The organism is Streptomyces albus subsp. albus, assembly GCF_000725885.1.
Classification (GTDB): Bacteria; Actinomycetota; Actinomycetes; order Streptomycetales; family Streptomycetaceae; genus Streptomyces; species Streptomyces albus.
Genome location: NZ_JODR01000014.1, coordinates 179,442 through 196,672, shown reverse-complemented (window position 1 = coordinate 196,672; position 17,231 = coordinate 179,442). Strand labels below are relative to the sequence as shown.

At 73.3% G+C, this 17,231-nt stretch carries 15 protein-coding genes; 6 read left to right on the top strand and 9 right to left on the bottom strand.

All coding sequences use genetic code 11. The features are described from left to right. Window positions 1-6 precede the first annotated feature (6 nt). From IO40_RS33695 to IO40_RS0117280, 6 genes are all read right to left on the bottom strand, one after another. Window positions 7-1,398 carry a hypothetical protein gene (locus IO40_RS33695; protein ID WP_244190322.1) on the bottom strand — a complete coding sequence of 464 codons (1,392 nt, stop codon included), beginning with the start codon at window positions 1,396-1,398 and terminating at the stop codon, window positions 7-9. After that, window positions 1,398-2,675, bottom strand: coding sequence for an MFS transporter (locus tag IO40_RS0117300; RefSeq protein WP_234029834.1), 1,278 nt, complete (start codon window positions 2,673-2,675; stop codon window positions 1,398-1,400). The genes IO40_RS33695 and IO40_RS0117300 overlap by 1 nt, the downstream gene beginning before the upstream one ends. Then, window positions 2,672-3,856 (bottom strand): ATP-grasp domain-containing protein, encoded by a 1,185-nt coding sequence (locus IO40_RS0117295; RefSeq protein WP_030405501.1) that lies wholly within the window; start codon window positions 3,854-3,856, stop codon window positions 2,672-2,674. The genes IO40_RS0117300 and IO40_RS0117295 overlap by 4 nt, the downstream gene beginning before the upstream one ends. 65 nt (window positions 3,857-3,921) lie before the next feature. After that, on the bottom strand, window positions 3,922-4,959 hold the full coding sequence (gene truD, locus IO40_RS0117290; protein ID WP_031175705.1) for a tRNA pseudouridine(13) synthase TruD: 1,038 nt from the start codon (window positions 4,957-4,959) through the stop codon (window positions 3,922-3,924). A gap of 80 nt (window positions 4,960-5,039) precedes the next feature. After that, window positions 5,040-6,569, bottom strand: a complete 1,530-nt coding sequence (locus IO40_RS0117285) for a GMC family oxidoreductase (protein WP_030405499.1) — start codon at window positions 6,567-6,569, stop codon at window positions 5,040-5,042. Beyond that, window positions 6,550-7,188, bottom strand: coding sequence for a zeta toxin family protein (locus IO40_RS0117280; protein WP_016471193.1), 639 nt, complete (start codon window positions 7,186-7,188; stop codon window positions 6,550-6,552). The genes IO40_RS0117285 and IO40_RS0117280 overlap by 20 nt, the downstream gene beginning before the upstream one ends. 160 nt (window positions 7,189-7,348) lie before the next feature. Here IO40_RS0117280 and IO40_RS0117275 point away from each other — a divergent pair, with 160 nt between their 5' ends. Continuing rightward, the gene (locus IO40_RS0117275; RefSeq protein WP_016471192.1) at window positions 7,349-8,671 is read left to right on the top strand and encodes an aminotransferase family protein; all 1,323 of its coding nucleotides are present in this window, start codon (window positions 7,349-7,351) and stop codon (window positions 8,669-8,671) included. Here the strand turns inward: IO40_RS0117275 and IO40_RS0117270 are convergent. Then, on the bottom strand, window positions 8,607-9,470 hold the full coding sequence (locus IO40_RS0117270) for a hypothetical protein (RefSeq protein WP_016471191.1): 864 nt from the start codon (window positions 9,468-9,470) through the stop codon (window positions 8,607-8,609). The two genes, IO40_RS0117275 and IO40_RS0117270, sit on opposite strands and share 65 nt — an antisense overlap. A 205-nt stretch (window positions 9,471-9,675) precedes the next feature. Here IO40_RS0117270 and IO40_RS0117265 point away from each other — a divergent pair, with 205 nt between their 5' ends. From IO40_RS0117265 to IO40_RS0117255, 3 genes are all read left to right on the top strand, one after another. Beyond that, window positions 9,676-10,914, top strand: coding sequence for an acyl-CoA dehydrogenase family protein (locus tag IO40_RS0117265; protein ID WP_031027673.1), 1,239 nt, complete (start codon window positions 9,676-9,678; stop codon window positions 10,912-10,914). A gap of 377 nt (window positions 10,915-11,291) precedes the next feature. Further along, the gene (locus IO40_RS0117260; protein WP_030405495.1) at window positions 11,292-12,086 is read left to right on the top strand and encodes a putative hydro-lyase; all 795 of its coding nucleotides are present in this window, start codon (window positions 11,292-11,294) and stop codon (window positions 12,084-12,086) included. Between the two features lie 354 nt (window positions 12,087-12,440). After that, window positions 12,441-14,498: a M4 family metallopeptidase gene (locus IO40_RS0117255; RefSeq protein ID WP_016471188.1), complete on the top strand. Its 2,058-nt coding sequence runs from the start codon at window positions 12,441-12,443 to the stop codon at window positions 14,496-14,498. Between the two features lie 111 nt (window positions 14,499-14,609). Here IO40_RS0117255 and IO40_RS0117250 read toward each other — a convergent pair whose 3' ends face one another. Continuing rightward, the gene (locus IO40_RS0117250) at window positions 14,610-15,206 is read right to left on the bottom strand and encodes a TetR/AcrR family transcriptional regulator (RefSeq protein WP_016471187.1); all 597 of its coding nucleotides are present in this window, start codon (window positions 15,204-15,206) and stop codon (window positions 14,610-14,612) included. Window positions 15,207-15,352: 146 nt separating this feature from the next. On the opposite strand from IO40_RS0117250, the gene IO40_RS0117245 reads away from it, so the two are divergent. After that, the gene (locus tag IO40_RS0117245; RefSeq protein WP_016471186.1) at window positions 15,353-16,543 is read left to right on the top strand and encodes a cytochrome P450; all 1,191 of its coding nucleotides are present in this window, start codon (window positions 15,353-15,355) and stop codon (window positions 16,541-16,543) included. Between the two features lie 2 nt (window positions 16,544-16,545). Then, window positions 16,546-16,764 (top strand): ferredoxin, encoded by a 219-nt coding sequence (locus IO40_RS0117240; RefSeq protein WP_016471185.1) that lies wholly within the window; start codon window positions 16,546-16,548, stop codon window positions 16,762-16,764. Between the two features lie 60 nt (window positions 16,765-16,824). Here IO40_RS0117240 and IO40_RS0117235 read toward each other — a convergent pair whose 3' ends face one another. Beyond that, the gene (locus IO40_RS0117235) at window positions 16,825-17,229 is read right to left on the bottom strand and encodes a hypothetical protein (RefSeq protein WP_016471184.1); all 405 of its coding nucleotides are present in this window, start codon (window positions 17,227-17,229) and stop codon (window positions 16,825-16,827) included. Window positions 17,230-17,231 lie beyond the last annotated feature (2 nt).

Sequence of the window (17,231 nt, the reverse complement as noted above, 5' to 3'; positions counted from 1 at the left end):
GGGTCCTCACGAAGTGGCGCCGTCGAGGGCACCGAGGGGGAAGGAGCGCAGGGCCGGATCGCCGAGCCGGGCCGCGAGCAGCGCACAGGCCGGGCCCGCACGGTGGTCCGCGGACGGCGGGGTGATCGCGACCGGGGTGGCGGCGCCGTCCGCGACGCGGTAGTCGATGCGCGAGGTCCCGTCGCTCAGCCGCGCCGGGCCGTCGGGGTGGCCGGGCCGGGCCGCCGGGACCGACAGCGCGTACGACGGCGCCGCGGCCACCGCGTCGCGCACGAACCGCTCCAGCGCGGCGCCCCGGATGCCGTCGAGTCCGGGTACGCGCTCCTGCACGGCGCGGTGGAAGAGGTAGAGAGGGAAGTCGGGTACGGCCGCGCGCAGTCCGAGCCCCGAGGCGTGCCGGGGGTTGAGTTCGGTGGCGGTGAAGCCGTCCTCGGTGAGCAGCCCGTCCACGCTGAACAGGCCCCGGTAGCCGGTGGTGCGTACCAGTTCCTCGCCGGCGCGGCGGGCGGCGTCGCGGATCTCCCGCTCGGCGGCCTCGCCGGGCCGCCAGTGGGTGGAGGAGCCGCAGAACACCAGCCGGCCGGCCGCCGGATCGCCGAGCGTGACGATCTCGATCGGCGAGAAGACGGCGAGCGAGCCGGGCAGGGCCATGGCCAGCACGCTGCACGGCACGCCGTCGGCGAAGCGGGCCACCCGCACCCGCCGGGCGCGGCTGCCCAACTCGCTCACCGCGTCGGTGAACCGGTGCGTGCGGGGCACCCAGCGCAGGCCCAGCGAGTCACCGACGTGGCCGTGTGAGGAGTCCGCGGCCACCACCACCCCCGCCGGTCCGCCCAGCCGGTCCGCCACCCGGGGGTCGCGCAGTGCCTGGGCGACGGTCAGCACGGCGTGCGGCGGCGAGGCCACACCGATGCGGGTCCAGAGCCGGTCGATGGTGGTCTTGTCCTCGACGGCTGCCCAGCGCGGGCGCCGCCAGCCGTGCACCGGCCGCCCGCAGAACCGGGCGATCCCGGTGCGGGGGGTGCCCAGGGCCAGCCAGCGCCGGTGCGGGTCCAGCGCGTCCAGCCAGCGGTGGACCTCGGCACCCGGCTGCCGCAGCCACGCCTCGAACTGGGGCCGGGTCAGCTCCAGTCCCTCGTCGGTGCAGCGCCACACCTGAGGGACGGCGGGTGCCCCGGGTCCCGGCCCGGTGCGGCTGACGACGGCCGCCACCCGTGCCCCGCACGCGTGGAGTTCGTCCACGAGCGCGGTGGTCCGGTGGTCGAAGTCGTCGAGGAGCAGCACCGTCTCCCGCCCGTCCCAGAAGCGGTGCAGGGCGCGGGCGACGGTGCCCCGGATGTCCTCGGGGTCGGTCACCCCGGCGGGAAGAGGTGCGGCGGCCCGCTGGGTGAGGGGCATCATGCCTCCGCTTTCCGGCCCTGGGGGGCGTCTTCGGTCCTGGTCGCCGCCCCGGCGAGCCTGAGGTAGACGGCGGCGCCCACCAGCAGCGCGCAGCCCATGACGAGCCACGGGGCGCTGCCCGACGCCGAGAACAAGAAGGTGTGCACGCCGGGTCCCAGGGCGCCGGAGAGCCCCCAGGCGAGCTGGTAGAAGGCGCTGTAGCGGCCGGCTTCGTGCGAGGTGGCGTAGGCGAGCACGATGGTCATGGCCACGGCGCCGAAGACCGCCTCCCCCAGGCTGAAGACCAGGACGGGGACGCCGACCCCGGCGACGGCGCCCGCGCGGCCCAGCAGCGTCAGCGCGGCCAGTCCGCCGAACGCCGCCGCCACCAGTACCGCGGCCAGGGCCATCAGCCGCAGCGGGGCGTGCCGCCGGCCCAGCCGCAGCGCGAGCGGCTGGCAGGCGGGGATGGCGACGCAGGAGAGCAGGTAGGCGGCGGGCGGCACCCACAGGGGGGCGTCGAGGGACCGCAGATAGACGGGGAGGATCGAGTCGAAGGCGACGCTGGAGAGGGTGAGGGTGAGGGTCGCGCCGGTGAAGGCGAGGAAGCCCCGGTTGGCCAGCACCCCGCGGTACGAGGGGCGCCGTCCGCCGCTGTGGTGCCGCTCGCGGTCCGCCGTCCGCTCCCGGGCGGGGGCCAGGGCTCGGCCCACCCACCGGAAGAGCACGCCGGCGACGGCGAAGCTGGCCGCGTTCACCAGGGGGATGGCGTTCCACAGTGCGGCGTCGGCGCCCTCCAGCGAGGAGGCGAGGGCCACGGCGAGCGCGCCGACGCCCAGGCCCACGTTGCGCAGGCTGTTGAGCAGCGCGAACAGGCTGCGCTGGGCGTGCTCGGCGGAGGTGACGCTGTCCACCAGCCCGCCGTGCGCCGCCCAGTAGAGCCGGTCGCCGAAGCTGACCGTGAACGCGATCACGGCGACCGTCGCCATGTTGTCGGCCAGCAGGTAGCAGGGGAAGGCGACCGCGCGGCAGGCGCAGCTGAGGACCGCGGCGCGGTAGGGGCCCAGCCGGTCGGTGAGCGTGCCTACGGCCAGGCCGCCGGCGGCCAGCGCGGTCAGGGAGCCGGCGCTGAGCGCGGAGCCGGCGGCGGTCAGCTCCATGCCGCGTCCGTAGACGAAGTACAGCAGGGAGAAGGTGATCCACACGCCGCTGCCCAGGGCGTCCACCACCATGGCCGCCATGAAGCCGCGGGTGCGGCCGGCGGAGACGGGCGGCCGGCCGGGGGTCGTCGTCACGCCGCCCACCGCACCTCCCGCGACCACCAGTCCTCGATCTCGCGCAGCCGTTCGGTGACGTCCTGGCCGTCGTCGAGCCGGAAGACCAGCTCGGCGATGCTGTCGGTGCTCGACCGGGGTCCGTCGTGGCGGACGCCGGTCTTCCCGTAGGCGGCGAACCGGTGTGCGTACGGCAGGGGGCAGAACTCCGGCAGCCGCTCCAGGGTGGCGGCCCGGGGCGGGAACCAGGCCCAGCCGTGGCGCGGCCGGCCGGGTTCGGGGCGTGGCACCGGGAGTCCGGCCTGGCCGCGCAGCTGGGCGGCGTACAGGTTGACGCCGGTGGCCAGTTCGTGGGCCTCGACGATGCCGCAGCCGCCCGGCCGGCAGGCGATCTCGCACAGCACCAGCGTGTCGTCGGGGGTGTGGAAGAACTCGGCGTGGAAGGCGGTGGGCACGGGGACCGGCGGGAGGGCGGCGACGACGGCGGCGGTCGCCTCGGTCAGCCGGGGCGCCAGCGGGTCGCCGGGGGCGAGCATACCGCTGATGCTGGGGATGCCGTCGGTGGCCGTGTCCAGGTTGGGGTGGAGGTAGCGGGAGGGGACGGCGTGCAGCACGGTGCCCTCGGACATGAGCCCGTCGACGTGGCAGACCGTGCCGGGCACGAACCGTTCGACCAGCTGCGTGCGGTCGGCGGGCAGCGGGCAGGAGCGCAGCTGCTGCGGGTCGCGCAGCACCCGTACGCCGACGGAGCCGGCGCCGTCGGCGGGTTTGACCACCACCGGCAGTCCGTGCGCGCGGGCGAAGTCCACAAGGTCACCGGTGTCGCGCGCCACGGCCGCCTCGGGGACCGCGACCCCGTGCCGGGCCGCCAGCCGCCGCATCAGGGACTTGTCGCGGAAGGCCAGCGCGCTCGCCGTCCGCTGGCCGGGCAGCCCGTACCGCTCCCGTGCGCGGGCGGCCCGCACCACGTCGCTCTCGGCGGTGGTCAGCACCCGTTCGATCCGGCCGGAGGCGCAGAGGGTGTCGATGAGTCCGTCCACCCGCGGCGAGGTGTAGTCGTCCACGAGCTGGGTGCGGACGAAGGCGCCGGTGGGCGCGTACCGCGCGGCGCCGCGGTCGGTGACGACGATCAGCGAGGCGCCCGGCAGCCAGGCCGGTACCCGGTCCAGGACGGGCCTGCGGTTGAGCAGCAGCAGCGCCATCGGTTTCCTCTCCGGCCTGGCGGCCTCGCGAAGACGCGTCCGGTGCGGGGTGCGGGTGGGGTGGGTCAGCACTGGAGGACCAGTTGCCGCAGCGCGGCGGTGGCGTAGCAGCCGGACGGCAGCAGGAAGGAGACCTCGACGGCGTGCCGGCCGGGGAACGCGTCGTCGGGGCCGGTGCGCTCCACGGTCACCACCGTCTGGACGACGGTGGGCCGTACGGTGGCCCGTTCCACCGGCCCGTCCCGCCACGAGTAGCGGGTGTAGGGCAGCTCGTGGCAGGCGGCCTGCAGCGCGGCGACGTCCGCCCCCGAGGTGGGGAAGCGGTAGGGCAGTCCGTCGACGCTGGTCTCGACGCTGTCGCCGGGGCAGCTGGTGGCGATCAGGTCCGGCACGCGGGCGTTCCAGTCGGCGGAGGAGTGCGCGGCCAGGTAGAAGGCGGTGGTCCTGGCGTCGAGTCCGCGGCGGAAGAGGTCACGGTCGGGGCCGGTCCACCGCCGGGCGGTTCCGCTCTCGGGGGCGCCGAGCGTGGCCAGTTCGCGCCGTGCCAGCCCCCAGTCCTCCTTGAGCAGTGCCTCGCCGACCAGATGGGTGCGTTTGGGACCGCCGGGGACGCCGAAGCGCTGGGTGTCGTAGTAGTTGACGAACAGCAGGTTGCGGCGCCCGCGTTCCGCCAGCCGGGCGGCGGTCGCCTCGTCCAGGTCGCGGAGCACCACCCGGAAGCCGTTGCCGTTGAGCCGGCCGACGGTCAGCGCCTCGTGCCCGTAGCCGTAGTGGTGCAGCCGGAGCCAGCGGCCGGGCTCCTCGCTGAGGGCCGGCTCCTCCTCCACCGGTCCGCCGGCCGCGGTGCGGGCGGTGACGGGGACGGACAGCAGCTGTTCGGTCACCCCGTCCTCGTCCTTGAGCCCGGCGTAGCCGACCTCGCTGCTGGGCAGCCCCAGCCGGTCGGCCACCCAGCGCACCGCCTCCATGGTGGTGTAGCCGCACTTGTGCAGCAGGAGGTAGCGGTGGGGCGCGGACTGTGCGCGGGTGAGGGGCACCACCAGGTTCTCCCGTACGCGGAAGTCCTCGGGTCGGTGTTTGAGCACCGGGTTGCCGGTCGTCATCTGCGTCTCCGCTCCGCCGCCCGTGCGGCACGTATGTCGCGTTCGTGGTGTGTGTGGTGCGGTGCGGCCCGCGCCGGGGCCTACCACGCGGCGGCCCGCTCGCCGAGGGCGAGGGCCAGGAGATTGGTGTTGACCCGTACGGGGACGGGGACGACGGAGGCGTCGGCCACCCGCAGCCCCTGGACGCCGTGCACCCGCAGCCGGTCGTCCACCACGGCTCCGGGATCGCCGGGCCGGCCCATCCGGGCGGTGCCCATGGGGTGATGGGCGGTGCGTGCCGCCTCCCTGACGTAGGCGTCCAGCCGCGCGGGGGACTCGACGGTCCTGCCGTCCACGTCGATGATCTCCTTGGTGAGCGCGGTGAACGGTGCCTGTCCCAGCAGCTCCCAGCACAGGGCGACGCCGGCCCGCAGCCGCCGCGCGTCCTCCTCGTGCGCCGTGTAGTCGATGGCGATGCGCGGGGGGACGGCGGGGTCGGGCGAGACGGCGGTGACGGTGCCGCGGCCCAGCGGTGCCATCAGATTGGCGGTCACCATGAACGCCCTGCCGTCCGGCACCCGCGGGGCCAGATGGGGCGCGTACACGTCGAGCCGCACATGGTTGAGCGCGTAGATCTGGAGGTCGTCGGCGACGCTGGAGCCGGGCGCCGTGCAGCGCAGCACCACTTGGGCGCAGGGGTCGGCCGGGTCGCACAGACCGGGGACGGGCAGCACACCGATGGGCACCTGCGCGTGGTCGGCGAGCTGGGCGCCGACTCCGGTCAGTTCGGCCACCGGCGGCACACCGAGCGCGTCGAGTACGGGGCGGGGGCCGATGCCGGAGCGGTGCAGCAGTGCCGGTGTGCCGTAGGCGCCGGCGCACAGGGTGACGCGGTCGGCGTGCACGGTACGGGTGCGGCTGCCGGAGCGCAGCAGGACACCGGTCGCGGTGCTGCCCGAGAACAGCACACGGTCGGCCAGGGTGCCGGCCAGCACGGTCAGGTTGGGCCGGGAGCGTGCGGGGACGAGATAGGCCAAGGCAGCGGAGATGCGGGTGCCGTCCTCGGTGAGGTTGAGCGGCAGCGGTCCGACGCCGGTCGCATCGGGTGCGTTGTGGTCGGCCGTGTACGGGTGCCCGGCGGCGGTCGCGGTCTCCACCAGCGCGGCCGACAGCGGGCTGAGTCCATTGCCGGTGCAGCGCCGCAGCCGTACGGGTCCGTCGGTGCCGTGCACGGGCCCGGAGAAGTCCGTGTCGGTCTCCAGCCGGCGGAACCAGGGCAGCATGTGCGGCCAGGACCAGTCGCCGCCGGTGATCTCGTCCCAGGCGGCGAAGTCGCCGGGGGCGGGGCGCAGCGCGATGCAGCTGTTGACCGCGGAGGAGCCGCCGACGACCCGGCCGCGGGGCAGCGGCAGCCGTGCGCCGTCGTCGCGGATGCCTTCGAGTCCCCAGTCGTGGTCCACCATCGAGGGGGTGCAGCCGTCGCGCAGATCGGCGGGGAGGGCGGCCGGGTCGGGGTCGGGGCCGGCCTCGACCAGCAGGACCCGCCGGCCCGGGTCGGCCGACAGCCGGGCGGCGAGCACCGCGCCCGCCGAACCGGCACCCACCACGATGTCATCGAAGCCGTGCGGCATCCGTGCTCCTTCCGGGGGCGGGGGCAGCGGCGGCGTGGGCGCGGGCGGCGTCGCGGGCCGGGCCCAGCAGCCACCGCGACAGGGCGGCGGGCCGGGTGAAGCGCACCACGTCCAGCCGGTCCGGCACGGGCCGGCGGGCCATCTCCCGCAGGCTGTCGCGGGTCAGGTGCCGGGTGGTCCAGCCGTAGCGCAGGATGTTCTCGGGGTCGGTGAGGACCGAGCGCAGCGGCGGTTCCTGGTTGCCGCTCCAGAGCACTTCCCGGTGCAGCGACCGCAGCAGGGTGCGCAGCAGCAGGCTGGTCATGGTGAGGGGGACGGAGTAGTCCAGCCACACCAGCAACTGGGCCCGCCGGGCCAGCAGCCGGGCCACCTCCGGGTAGTGCCATTCGGTGATCCAGCGGGCGGGGCGGGTGAGCCGCTCCACGTCGTCGGGGAACTCCTCGCGCGGCTGCCAGCCTGGCCGGTAGTAGAGCGCGTCCAGGTCGATGTGGTCCAGCTCGAAGAGCGCGGCGAGTTTACGGGCGACCGTCGTCTTTCCGGCGCCGCTGCCTCCGGCGACCAGCACCCGGTCGGGGCGGTACGGCGGCGGGGACGCCGGGTCGAGCAGGCGCAGGGTCACGGGCGCGTTCCTCTCGGGTCCGGGGTGCCGGCCGGGGGCGTTCGCGGGGTGCCGCTGCCCTCCTCGGCCGACCGGAGACACGATCACCGGCGCCCGCCGCTTTGTGACCCTGACAGGTGTACGGGTGTGCAGGGCGCCCGGTGCCTGCACGATCGACGGCATGTCCCTTACCAACGTGGGAAACGACCGGCACGCCGCCGGAACGGACACGGACCGGGCCCGGGAACGCGACCGCCGCCATCTGTGGCACCCGTGGTCCTCCGTGCGTCAGCCCGCCGACGACCGGCCGATCCTGGTCGCGGGCGAGGGCTGCCGGGTCCGTGATGTGACGGGCGCCGGCTATCTGGACGCGATGGCCTCGGCGATGAACTCCAGTTGCGGCTACGCGCATCCGGCGCTGCTGGAGGCCGCACGGCGGCAGCTCGAACTGCTGCCGCACTTCGATCTGAGCGCGGCGAGCCACCTGCCCGCCGGGCTGGCCGCGGAGCGGATCGCCGGTCTGCTGCCGGCCGGGCTGGAGCGGACGTTCTTCGTCAACAGCGGGTCGGAGGCGACCGAGGCCGCGGTGCGCATCGCGCACGACCACTGGACCAACCGGGGTGAGCCGCGTGACCGTCTCGTCACCTTCGCGGCCGGCTACCACGGCACCACGCTGGTCGCCCAGCACCTGTCCGGTCTGCCGACCAACGCCATCCACGGCACCGCGCCGTTCCCCGTCACGCGTGTCGAGCTGCCGCTGGAGCCGGCCGCGCTGCGCACGCCGGAGGCGCTGACGCTGCTGGCCGACGCGTTCGAGCGGGCGGTGCTCGACGGTCCGCCGCCGGCCGCCGTGATGGTCGAGCCGCTGCTGAACGTGGGCGGCGGTGTGGTGCTGCCCGACGGGTTCCTGCGGGCGCTGCGCGCACTGTGCGACCGTACCGGCGCCCTGCTGATCGTCGACGAGGTGTTCTGCGGATTCGGCCGCACGGGCCGCATGTTCGGCTTCCAGCACGACGGCGTCACCCCGGACCTGGTCACCATGAGCAAGGGCATCAGCGGCGGTTACGTGCCGTTCGCCGCGCTCACCACCACCGACGAGGTCTACCGTTCCTTCGCCGCCGACCCGCTGCTGGGCGGGCTGCGGTACGGGCACACCACCGGCGGGCACGCGGTGGCCTGTGCCGTGGCGCTGGCCGTCCTCGACGTCATCGAGGAGCGCGGCCTGGTCGGCTCGGCGGCGCGGCTGGGCGCCGAACTCCTGGCGGGCCTTGCGCCGTTGGCGGAGCACCCGGAGGTGACGGACGTGCGGGGGCTGGGTCTGGTGGCCACCGTGGAGTGCCGGCAGCCGGAGTCGGCCGCCGCCCTGGTGGCCGAGGCGAAGCGGCAGGGTGTGCTGCTGCGGCAGCAGGGCCGCGCGGTGATGGCCATTCCGCCGCTGGTCATCGACGCAGCGGAGGTCGCCGAACTGGTGCGGGCGGTGGAGCAGGCCGTTGCCCGGCTGTGACCCGCCGCGGCGGCAGCAGCCGCAGATGGCGCTCCCCCACCAGTCCGGCGCGCAGCACCAGCGCGACGACGGCCTCCCGTTTCCAGTAGGACCGCTTGCCCTCGGTCAGCCCCGCCCATTCGGCCACCCGCAGCTTCTCGTTGGCGAGGTATTCGATGTGATGGTTGACGGCGGCACGCGTCATTCCGACCGGCCGGCAGCCGCCGTTCAGTCGCTCGATGACCTCACCGACCGTCGGTACGGCACCCGGGGGCCCGCCCCGCAACTGCGGCTCGCACAGCGCTACGAGCACCCGGAAATAGAGCGCCCGCTCATCCAGCCGCGGCCAATTCGTCACGCGGGCGGGCAATGCCGCACTGTCGGCGTTCGCCGCCGTGGCGAGATAAGGAGGTTCCGGGCCGAATATGTTCACCAGGCCCGCGCCGCGTGGTACCGCCAGCACCAGCCTCGCCAATTCGAAGGGGATGGGGGTGTCCCGGCGGCGGGGCGGCACCTTGATGAATTCTCCGCCGCCGCCCTCCATGTTCTCGACGAAACAGCTGTCCTCGGCATGCAGATTCGTCAGACACCAGTGTCCGCGCCGCGCGGTGACGACGGCGGCACCTTCTTCTCCCGGCTCCCCGCCGCCGTCGACCGGCACGAACGTGAGCACGTCCCGGTCCGCGTCGTACCGGATGACGGCGGATCCGTCCTCCGCTATCTCGCAGCGTTCCGGGCGTTGTCGGGAGGTGCTCCGCACCGTGGGGCGCGCCGGATCCTCCGCCCACCAACCGGAAAACTGCAGCGTCAATGACCACACAGTCGAAATCCTCGCCGATATCGTCGCCCGGGGCATCCAATTACGGTTCCGCTCAGTGACGAGATGTCACGTTATACAGCTGCCCCTGGCATGTGCAATGCCGCCGTGATCGATCGGACACCGCCCGCAACTCCGTTCACGATTCACCTTTCCCGGCGCGGTGACCTGAATATGTCGGTGCTTCGATAAACCTCAAGGGCGTGAAATGGCGAATCTCTTGTCACTCAACTCGGAACTGCGGCCCGCGACCACCGGCGGCGAACAGGCCGTGGCGGCGGTCACCAAGCTGCACGACTTCCTGGCGAAGGAGGCCGAGGTCACCGACCGCGAGGGCCGGTTCGCCGGCCAGAGTGTCCAAGCCCTCGCGGACGTGGGGGTGTTCGCCGCTGCCGCCCCCTCCGACCTGGGCGGATTCGGGGTGGAGCGGCTGCATGACCTGACGGTCCTGACCGCCGCCATCGCCCGGGCCGACCCCTCGGTCGCGGTCGCCCACTACATGCACACCGCGCTGGCCTGGTACTTCGCGCGGGTCGTCCGCTTCGGGGCCGACGGTGAACCCGGCTATCTGCCGCGCCGCGAGTGGCTGGAAGCCATTGGTGCCCGCCGGATGCTGCTGTGCTCGGCGGTCGCCGAACGAGGGGCCGACTACTGGAACCTGGCCACCACCGCCAAGCCCTCGTACAACGGCTGGGTCGTCAACGGCCGCAAGATCCTCGCCTCGATCTCCCCCGCAGCCACCCACTTCTACTGCCGGCTCAGGGCCGAGCGCGGCAAGGGGGCCCATCTGGCGAGCGCGATGATCCCCGCCGACACCCCGGGCGTGCACGTGGAGGACGACTGGCAGGGGCTGGGGCTGCGCGGCTCGGGCAGCGGCACCGTCGAGTTCAGCGACTGCGTCGTGCCGGAGGACGCGCTGCTGGTCCGCGGCCCGTGGGGGAAGCGGGACGCGAGCATGCTGGAGGGCAGGGCGGTCAGCGGGATGGGCCTCAACGGGGTCTACCTGGGGCTGGCCGAAGCCGCCCGCGACGAGGCCCTCGCGGCGCTGAACCGGCCTTCGGGGCGGCGCCGCACCGCGTCGGCCGCCGTCAAGACCTCGGTGGCCGAGATGGAGACGGCACTCGCGGCAGCACGCGGCACCCTGGCCACCGCCCTCCAGGACTTCGACTCATATCTGCTGACCAACAAGCCGCAGGTGACGACCGACGATGTGAGCCGGGCCATGATGAAGGAGTGCCAGACCGTCAGCACGGTGGTCGAGCGCGCCGCCACCACCGTGGTCGACCACGCCATGCGGGTGACGGGAGGGGCCAGTTACACGGCGCACCATCCCCTGGCCCGCGCCTACCGCGATGTCCGCGCCGCCGTGTTCATGCCGCCGTACTCGCCCCCGGAGGAGTCGGTGGACTTCCTCGCGGGCGTGACGCTGGGCACCAGCCCGGACTGACGGCGCGCCGCGGCCCGTCCGTCCGCCGCGCGCACCCGAGTTTCCGCGGCACCAGCCGCCGCGGACACCCCTAGGCGACCGCCGTCCAGTGATGTCACACATCGGGTCCGACCAAGGGGTGAGGCAGCGGGGCCACCACCTCGCTGCGGCGCTGCGGCCCGGCCTTCGGGCCGGGCCGCATGGACGGCTCACAGGATCGCGAGGAGACCAACCGTCCGGCGCACCGCGCGAACACACCACCGCGGGAGGGAGAAGACCGGGGAGGAAGCCGGAAAGGGCCGCGGAGGAAGAAGGACCGCGTCGTACCCATTGAAGGATTGTTCAACGATCCCTACGTTAAGGGCAGTAGCACTCCCGTTCCGACGCAGGAGTCCGCCATGTCCTCGACCACTTCCCCCGCGCACACCGACGCCCCGCAGGCGCGCGCCCTCTTCCGCGCGGGGCTGGCCACCCCGACCGCCGGCTGGGCACCCGGACGCGCCCAGGCCAACCTCATCGCCGTGCCCGCCGACTGGGCCTACGACGTCCTGCTCTTCTGCCAGCGCAACCCGAAACCGTGCCCCGTCCTGGACGTCACCGACGCGGGCGCCTGGCACACCCCGCTCGCCGAAGGTGCCGACCTGCGGACCGATCTGCCCCGCTACCGGGTGTGGGAGAGGGGCGAGCTGGCCGACGAGCCCACCGACGCGACGGCCTACTGGCGGCGGGACCTGGTGTCCTTCCTCATCGGGTGCAGCTTCACCTTCGAGGCGGCACTGACCGAGGCCGGCGTGCCGATGCGCCACGTCGAACAGGGCCGCAACGTCTCGATGTACGTCACCGACCGGCAGTGCCGGCCGGCGGGGCGGCTGCACGGTCCGCTCGTCGTCTCCATGCGCCCGGTCCCGGCCGCCCTCGTGGAGACCGCCACCCGGTGCAGCGCGCTGCTGCCCGCCGTCCACGGGGCACCCGTGCACGCCGGCGACCCCTCGCGGCTGGGCATCGCCGATCTGTCCCGTCCCGACTTCGGCGACCCGGTGGAGATGCGGCCCGGGGACGTACCGGTCTTCTGGGCGTGCGGGGTCACCCCGCAGGCGGCCGTCATGGCCTCCCGTCCGCCGTTCGCCCTCACCCATGCTCCGGGGCAGATGTTCCTGACCGACGTTGCCGACAGTCACTACCGGATCGGCTGAAACCGCCCCGTCCCCTCGTCGCCCTCCCTTCCGGGCCGGTGGGAGCGGTGCCGCTCCGCATAGCGGACGCCCTCCCCCGGGCAACGAACCTTTTCCGGCCAATCCTTTGATGCGCTCCTGACAGCCGACCCTCCGGCTGGCACTCTTCCACATGCCGCCGGGCCCATCACCCGATGGTGACCGGCCGCACGTCGTGCGCGCGGCGCTCCGTCCACTCCGCCGCCGCGCCCGCTCCACCAAGTTCTGCCTTGCTCTGCCTTGTTCTGCCCAGATCCACCGAGATCTGCCCGGACGGTGTCCCGCCGCCCGGTCTTCCCGGCCGCACACCGTCGCGGCCCGCAGAAGGAGCCAGCATTGCGAAGAACCTCCACCTCCCACAGACGCCGCTCCCACCGGAAGGCGTCCGCCGGAATCGCGCTCGGCGCCGTCGCCGCGCTGCTCTCGGTCGCCGTCCAGACCGGACCGGCCACCGCCGACGACCAGGACTCGGCCACCGCGTCGGCCGCCGGCAAGAGCGCCGACCGCGGGGAACTGCCGGTCAAGCTCTCCCCCACCCAGCGCGCCTCACTGCTGCGGCACGCCGACGCGGCCAAGGCCACCACCGCCGACAAGCTGCGCCTGGGTGCCAAGGAGAAGCTGGTGGTCCGTGACGTGGTCAAGGACCGCGACGGCACCACCCACACCCGCTACGAGCGCACCTACGCGGGGCTGCCCGTCCTCGGGGGCGACCTCGTCGTCGAGACGGACGCCGACGGAGCCACCCGGCAGGTCCACCGTGCCTCGAAGTTCGCCCTCAAGAACGTGCCGACCACGGCGAAGGTGCGGCCGGCCACCGCCGAGAAGCAGGCGATCAAGGCGGCGGACGCCGCGGGCGCGAAGAAGACGGACGCGGACAAGGCACCCCGCAAGGTGGTCTGGCTGGCCCAGGGCAAGCCGGTACTCGCCTGGGAGACGGTCGTCGGCGGGCTCCAGGACGACGGCACGCCCAACGAGCTGCACGTGGTGACCGACGCCGCCACCGGCAAGAAGCTCTTCGAGTGGCAGGGCATCCACAACGGCATCGGCAACACCCAGTACAGCGGCCAGGTCACCCTCAGCACCGCCCAGACGGGCTCGGGCTACACGTTGACGGACAACGACCGCGGCGGCCACAAGACCTACAACCTGGGCAACCGGACGTCCGGCACGGGCACCCTCTTCAGCCAGTCCTCGGACACCTGGGGCAACGGCTCGCCCTCCAACCCGGCGACCGCCGGCGCCGACGCCCACTACGGGGCCGCCGAGACCTGGGACTACTTCAAGGAGGTCCACGGGCGCTCCGGCATCCGCGGGGACGGCCAGGGCGCCTACTCCCGGGTCCACTACGGCAACAACTACGTCAACGCGTTCTGGGACGACAGCTGCTTCTGCATGACGTACGGCGACGGCTCGGGCAACTCCAACCCGCTCACCTCGCTGGACGTGGCGGCCCACGAGATGTCCCACGGCGTCACCTCCGCCACCGCGGACCTCGTCTACAGCGGTGAGTCCGGCGGGCTGAACGAGGCCACCTCGGACATCTTCGCCACCGCCGTGGAGTTCCACGCGAACAACTCCGCCGACCCGGGCGACTACCTGATCGGCGAGAAGATCGACATCAACGGCGACGGCACCCCGCTGCGCTACCAGGACAAGCCCAGCAAGGACGGCGCCTCCAAGGACAACTGGTACGCGGGCATCGGCAACATCGACGTGCACTACTCGTCCGGCCCGGCCAACCACTGGTTCTACCTGCTGAGCGAGGGCAGCGGCGCCAAGGTCATCAACGGCGTCAGCTACGACTCGCCCACCGCCGACGGGCTGCCGGTCACCGGCATCGGCCGGGACAAGGCCGCCCTGATCTGGTACAAGGCGCTCACCACCAAGTTCACCTCCACCACCAACTACGCCTCGGCGCGCACCGGCACGCTCGCGGTGGCCGGTGAGCTGTACGGCACCAGCAGCGCCGAGTACAAGGCGGTGGCTGACGCCTGGGCCGGCATAGCCGTCGGCACCCGGCCCGGCGGCGGTGACCCGGGCACCGGCAAGACGTTCTCCAACGACGCGAACGTCACCATCCCGGACTACCCCGGCCGTGCCGTCACCTCGAAGATCACCACCTCGGGTCTGAGCGGCAAGGCCCCGTCCGGCCTCCAGGTGGGCGTGAAGATCGTCCACAGCTACAGCGGCGACCTCCAGGTCGATCTGGTGGGCCCGAGCGGCAAGGCGTACCGGCTGCACAGTGTGGCGTCCGACCCGACGCCGGACATCGACACCACCTACACGGTCAACGCCTCCGCCGAGAACGCCAACGGCACCTGGCAGTTGCGGGTGCAGGACCGGGGGCCGGGTGACACCGGCTACATCGACAGCTTCAAGCTGACGTTCCCGTAATCCCGCTGCCCGCCCACCGCACGCGAGCACGCTGGGCACACGGCGTACACAGGGGCGCGCCGCACCGGTTCCGTACCGGTGCGGCGCGCCTTGGTGCTTGCCGGGGCCGCCTCACGGCTGTGCGGGGAGCTTCTCCAAAACGGTGCGGGCGCACTCCAGCACGAGGGCGCACACCCGGTCCGGGTCGGCGTCCGCGAGCGCGCCGCGCCCCACCACGCGTCCGCTCAGACCGATGCCCAGCAGCCAGGCCAGGACCAACTCGGCGCGCAGCGCGGCGTCGTCTGCGTCGGTGAGGGTGGCGAGGACGTCTGCGTAGTCCTCGGTGAGCAGCCGGCCGACCCGCGCGGCCTCGCCTCCGGCGGCCGACCGCAGGAAGATGTCCAGGGCGCGGTGCCGCCGTTCCTCGTCCCCGGCGTCCCCGGCCTCCTGCGCCAGCAGGCCGCGCAGGGCGCTTTCCAGCACGTCCTCGGCGGGTGTCCGGCGCAGGTGCCGTCTGCCCTCCCCGGCCACCACCTGTTCGAACAGCGCCTGCTTGGAGCCGAAGTAGCGGAAGAGCAGCGCCTGGTTGACGCGGGCGCGGGCGGCGATGTCGCGGACGGTGGTGCGTTCGTACCCGCGCTCGGCGAACAGCGCGGAGGCCGCGGACATCAGTGCCTGCCGCGTGGCGACGGCGCCCCTCCTGCGGTCGGTCGTCCGGTCAACGGTCATGCGTCTCCCCCGTCGGAGCAGGCCGTCAAGGCCAGCCAGCGTAGTGGTTCCGGGGCCAAGTGCGCCCCGGTGTAAGACCGTTGACTGAGGCATCCAATTACCCCTACGGTTTGTAAGCAGACGCTTACAAACCGGTAGGAGGTCAGGTGACCAGCACCGACACCGAACCCGTGGCCTACCCCTTCAACGAAGCGGCATCCCTCACCCTCGCCGAGCAGTACGACCGCGTCCGCGACCGGGACGGGCTGCAACGGGTACGGCTCCCCTACGGCGAGGCCGCCTGGCTCGTGACCCGGTACGCCGACGCCCGCCTCGTCCTCGGCGACAACCGCTTCAGCCGCGCCGTGGCCGCCACGCACGACGAGCCACGCCAGTCCGCGGGCCGGCTCACCGGCGGTCTGCTGAGCATGGATCCGCCCGAACACGCCCGGCTGCGCACCCTGGTGGCCAAGGCGTTCACCGTCAGGCGGGTGGAGAAACTGCGGCCCGCCGTGCGCGAGCTGGCCGAAAGCCTGCTGCGGGACATGGTGGAGGCGGGACCGCCGGCCGACCTCGTGGACTCCTTCGCCCTGCCCCTCCCGGTCGGTGTCATCTGCAAGCTCCTCGGCGTCCCGGAGGCCGACCGGCCCCGCTTCCGGGTGTGGAGCGACAACGCGCTGTCCAGCAGCAAGCTGACCGCCGAGGAGTTCGAGGCCAGCAGGAACGAACTGCGCGCCTACATGGCCGAACTGATCGCCGAGCACCGCAAGCACCCGGCCGACGATCTGATGACCGCCCTCATCGAGGCCCGCGACGCGCACGACAAGCTCTCCGAGCTGGAACTGGTCGACCTGTGCGTCGGCATCCTCGTCGCCGGGCACGAGACGACCGCCAGCCAGATCCCCAACTTCCTGTGCGTCCTGCTCGACCACCCCGACCAGTTCGCCCGGATGCGCGAGGACCTGTCGCTGATCCCCGCCGCGGTGGAAGAGCTGCTGCGGTTCGTCCCGCTCGGGGTCGGCGCCGGACAGCCCCGCTACGCCACCGAGGACGTCGAGGTCGGCGGGACCCTCGTCCGCGCCGGCGAACCCGTGCTCGTCGCCATCGGCGCGGCCAACCGCGACGCCCTGCGCTTCGACGACTCGGGCCGGCTCGACATCACTCGGACGGACAACTCCCATCTGGGCTTCGGCCACGGCGTCCACCACTGTCTGGGGGCCCCGCTGGCCCGCGTCGAACTCCAGGAAGCCCTGCGCGCGCTCCTGCTGACGGTCCCCGGCATCCGGCTGGCCGGCGACATCGACTGGAAGACCGAGATGATCGTGCGCGGCCCGCGCGCGATGCCGGTGGGGTGGTGACCATGACCTGGCGTGTCGAAGTGGACCGCGGCGTGTGCATCGGCTCGGGCATCTGCGCCGGCACGGCCCCCGGCGTCTTCCGTCTGGAGGGCGAACGGTCGCGTCCCGTGCAGGAGGAGATCGAACCCCAGGAAGCGGCCCTGGACGCCGCCGACTCCTGCCCCGCCCTGGCGATCACCCTGCGGACGGAGAGCGACGAGATCGTCGGCCCCCGCCCCTGACCGCTCTCCTCCTCACGGCCGCACGCCGGGCCGGCCGGGCCGCTGCCGGGCCGGCGGCACTCACGGGCCGGGCCGCCGGTGAGCACCGTGCACCCGGCGCAGGGCGAGGAGGGTGGCCACGGTCTCCAGCCACCGGGCCACCCGCTCCTCCCCCTCCAGGTCGGTCGGCCCGAGGACGGACGAGGCCGCGGTCAGCCAGTCCCCGGCGAGTGCGGTGGCCGCCCGGCCCGGCAGGGGTTCGGGGAGCAGGGCGGCACGGCGCAGTCCGTCGCGGCGGACGACCTCGGCCAGATAGGTGAGCGCGCGCGGCAGGACACCCGCCTCCTCCACGGCCAGCGCGGCGGCCACCGCACCGTCACCGAAGAGGGCGGTGCGGTGGGCGCCGTCGGGCGTCAGCCCGTAACGGAGCAGCAGGCTCACGTCGTAGGTGCGCAGTTCGGCGTCGGTCGTCCGCTCGGGTGGCACGG

What these genes read in the sequence shown, in the direction of transcription:
- IO40_RS33695 (WP_244190322.1), bottom strand. Translation starts at nt 1,398, where the DNA reads ATGCCCCTCACCCAGCGGGCCGCCGCACCTCTTCCCGCCGGGGTGACC.
- IO40_RS0117295 (WP_030405501.1), bottom strand. Translation starts at nt 3,856, where the DNA reads ATGGCGCTGCTGCTGCTCAACCGCAGGCCCGTCCTGGACCGGGTACCG.
- truD (WP_031175705.1), bottom strand. Translation starts at nt 4,959, where the DNA reads ATGACGACCGGCAACCCGGTGCTCAAACACCGACCCGAGGACTTCCGC.
- IO40_RS0117285 (WP_030405499.1), bottom strand. Translation starts at nt 6,569, where the DNA reads ATGCCGCACGGCTTCGATGACATCGTGGTGGGTGCCGGTTCGGCGGGC.
- IO40_RS0117275 (WP_016471192.1), top strand. Translation starts at nt 7,349, where the DNA reads ATGTCCCTTACCAACGTGGGAAACGACCGGCACGCCGCCGGAACGGAC.
- IO40_RS0117265 (WP_031027673.1), top strand. Translation starts at nt 9,676, where the DNA reads ATGGCGAATCTCTTGTCACTCAACTCGGAACTGCGGCCCGCGACCACC.
- IO40_RS0117260 (WP_030405495.1), top strand. Translation starts at nt 11,292, where the DNA reads ATGTCCTCGACCACTTCCCCCGCGCACACCGACGCCCCGCAGGCGCGC.
- IO40_RS0117250 (WP_016471187.1), bottom strand. Translation starts at nt 15,206, where the DNA reads ATGACCGTTGACCGGACGACCGACCGCAGGAGGGGCGCCGTCGCCACG.
- IO40_RS0117240 (WP_016471185.1), top strand. Translation starts at nt 16,546, where the DNA reads ATGACCTGGCGTGTCGAAGTGGACCGCGGCGTGTGCATCGGCTCGGGC.